Source organism: Nostoc cf. edaphicum LEGE 07299 (assembly GCF_015207245.1).
Taxonomy (GTDB): Bacteria; Cyanobacteriota; Cyanobacteriia; order Cyanobacteriales; family Nostocaceae; genus Nostoc; species Nostoc edaphicum_B.
Genome location: NZ_JADEXF010000741.1, coordinates 1 through 3,270 on the forward strand (window position 1 = coordinate 1; position 3,270 = coordinate 3,270).

Consider the following 3,270-nt stretch of genomic DNA (forward strand, 5'->3'; position numbering starts at 1 on the left):
GTCTCCCTGGGGAAGTTAGTTAACAGCATTTTTGGTGCGAGGAAATTCCAGAGAGTCCCGGCTATTAGGGAGAAAGTATTTGGCGAAAGTCCTTGAAAACACTATAAGTCTCAATTCCTGAGAATTGGGAAAGTTTGTTGTCAGCTTATAAACAACACAGTTATGTCCACAACTTTAGGAAGAAGCGAAAGCGGCAGCCTGTGGGATCGTTTTTGTCAATGGATTACTAGTACCGACAATCGGCTTTATATCGGCTGGTTCGGCGTTTTAATGATCCCTACCCTATTAACCGCTACCATCTGTTTCATTATTGCCTTTATTGCTGCACCACCCGTTGATATTGACGGCATTCGGGAGCCAGTTGCTGGTTCTTTATTATACGGCAATAACATCATCAGTGGTGCTGTTGTACCTACATCTAACGCCATTGGTTTGCACTTCTACCCCATTTGGGAAGCTGCTTCAATGGATGAATGGCTATACAACGGCGGCCCTTATCAACTCATTGTCTTGCACTTCTTGATTGGTATCTTCTGCTGGCTCGGTCGGCAATGGGAGTTAAGCTATCGTCTGGGTATGCGTCCCTGGATTTGCGTTGCTTACTCCGCTCCCGTAGCTGCTGCGACTTCTGTCTTTTTAATTTACCCAATTGGTCAAGGTAGCTTTTCTGACGGGATGCCTCTGGGCATTAGTGGCACGTTTAATTTCATGTTGGTATTCCAAGCCGAGCATAACATCCTCATGCACCCATTCCATCAACTGGGCGTAGCGGCGGTGTTCGGTGGTTCCCTGTTCTGCGCGATGCACGGTTCTTTGGTGTCTTCCTCTTTAGTCAGAGAGACAACAGAAGCTGAATCCATAAACTATGGTTACAGGTTTGGTCAAGAACAAGAAACATATAGCATCGTCGCGGCTCACGGTTACTTTGGGCGGTTAATCTGGCAATATGCCAGCTTTAACAACTCGCGTTCCTTGCACTTTTTCTTAGCAGCTTGGCCTGTAGTTGGTATTTGGTTGACGGCATTGGGCATCAGTACGATGGCGTTCAACCTTAACGGGTTCAACTTTAACCAATCAATTCTTGACTCCAAAGGTCGTGTAGTTAATACATGGGCTGATGTACTGAACCGGGCCAATTTAGGTATAGAAGTAATGCACGAGCGTAATGCTCACAACTTCCCCTTGGATTTAGCAGCGGGTGAGACAGTACCTGTGGCAATGATTGCACCTGTAATTCACGGTTAATTGTAATTTAAAATTCACTGCGCTCTCTGTATAGAGAGCGCTTTTTTCATGCATAAACCTATAGTTATATAAATATTTACATAGATAAAATATAAAAAAAATATCTGGTGTATTTGGGTACAATTACTAAATTGTTGCTCATTTATATTAGTAAATGCATTGGTATAAATAAAAATAATTATCAAAACTGTAAGCGGTGAGTAAACTAACTACTGAAGGTTATCCCTGGAGTTTACATACATTGTGTTTCCACAGACTACAAATCTCAGATTTTAGTTTTTGTCTCAATTCAATATAAAATCTAAAACTTAAAATCCAAAATCAACATGGCAGACCTAACTCCTAATTCTAGTTTTAGTTTGACACTGCGCTTGCAGATTCCCAATCGTGTAGGAATGTTGGCATCGGTAACACACGCGATCGCAACCTGTGGCGGTAATCTTGGTCAAATTGATTTAATCGAGCAAACCCGCAAAGAGTCCACCCGCGATATTACTGTGGATGCTGCTAGTACTGAACACGCTGAAACCATTGTGCAAGCAGTGAAAGCATTGCCAGATATCAAGTTACTTAGTGTTTACGATCGCACCTTTAATTTGCATCGCGGTGGCAAAATCAGCATTACCAGCAGAATTCCCCTGAAGAGTGTGTCTGATTTAGCAATGGCTTACACGCCCGGAGTCGGTCGAATTTGTACTGCGATCGCCCAAGATCCAGAGGAAGTTTACAACTTAACCATCAAACAAAACACTGTTGCCATTGTTACCGATGGTAGTGCGGTTTTAGGTTTAGGAAATCTCGGCCCAGCCGCAGCCTTACCGGTTATGGAAGGCAAAGCAATGCTATTCAAGGAATTTGCGGGGCTGGATGCTTTTCCCATCTGTCTCGCCACCCAAGATACAGAAGAAATTATCCAAGCAGTTAAGAATATCGCTCCGGTGTTTGGGGGCGTGAATTTAGAGGATATCGCTGCACCTCGCTGCTTTGAAATCGAAAAGAGATTACGCCGAGAGTTAGATATCCCCGTTTTTCACGACGATCAGCACGGTACAGCAATTGTCACTTTGGCAGCGTTGTTTAATTCTTTGAAACTGGTACATAAATCCTTAGCAGAAATCAAGATCGTGATTAACGGTGCTGGGGCAGCAGGAGTGGCGATCGCTCGGTTACTTCGTAAAGCTGGGGCAGAAAAAATCTGGATGTGCGACTCTAAAGGGATTATCTCTACCAGTCGCACCGATTTGACAGAGGAAAAACTTGAATTTGCTGTGAAAGGTCAGGGTACATTAGCGGGTGCAATGCAAGGGGCAGATGTGTTTATTGGTGTCAGCGCACCAGGAGTTTTGACACCAGAAATGGTGCAATCGATGGCGAAAGATCCAATTATCTTTGCAATGGCAAATCCGATTCCAGAGATTCAGCCAGAATTAATCAGTAAAGATGTTGCTGTCATCGCGACCGGTCGCAGTGATTACCCAAATCAAATCAATAACGTCCTCGCTTTTCCTGGGGTATTCCGTGGTGCTTTAGATTGCCGGGCACAGACAATAACCATCAAAATGTATTTGGAAGCTGCAAGTGCGATCGCCTCTTTAGTTAAGCCTTCAGACTTGAATCGGGAACATATTATTCCTTCAGTCTTTGATGAGCGCGTTGTCACTGCTGTTGCTGCTGCTGTGCAACGTGCCGCACGGGAAGAAGGCATCGCGCGGAATTAATTAAAAGAGAATTCAGAATACAGAATGCTTTTCTATTGGAGATTTAGACCAGTCACTATGAAAGTTGACTACTAAATTCAAAATTTAGTGCAATGTTTCACCGTTTATTCAAACGCTCGCTCCAATTCAATTCTGTAGCTTGCTTCCCTGAAAGGCTATTCTGGCTCCTGACTTCTGAATTCAATACGGTTCAGTTAAGGCTAAAACTCTTTGTCAAAGTCAACTTTTTTAACGTAGACGCAAAGCGGCTTGCCGAAGGCTACCGCAGAGGCGCAGAGGAAACAGAGAGAAGAGAAAAAATGCTTAA

2 protein-coding genes are annotated in these 3,270 nt (G+C 43.7%); both read left to right on the forward strand.

The window, feature by feature from the left end:
* Positions 1-162: 162 nt before the first annotated feature.
* Positions 163-1,245: a photosystem II q(b) protein gene (gene psbA / locus IQ229_RS19925; protein ID WP_194046705.1), complete on the forward strand. Its 1,083-nt coding sequence runs from the start codon at positions 163-165 to the stop codon at positions 1,243-1,245.
* 326 nt (positions 1,246-1,571) lie between these two features.
* On the forward strand, positions 1,572-2,963 hold the full coding sequence (locus IQ229_RS19930; RefSeq protein WP_194046707.1) for a malic enzyme-like NAD(P)-binding protein: 1,392 nt from the start codon (positions 1,572-1,574) through the stop codon (positions 2,961-2,963).
* The last annotated feature ends 307 nt before the right edge of the window (positions 2,964-3,270 follow it).

What these genes read in the sequence shown, in the direction of transcription:
- psbA (WP_194046705.1), top strand. Translation starts at nt 163, where the DNA reads ATGTCCACAACTTTAGGAAGAAGCGAAAGCGGCAGCCTGTGGGATCGT.
- IQ229_RS19930 (WP_194046707.1), top strand. Translation starts at nt 1,572, where the DNA reads ATGGCAGACCTAACTCCTAATTCTAGTTTTAGTTTGACACTGCGCTTG.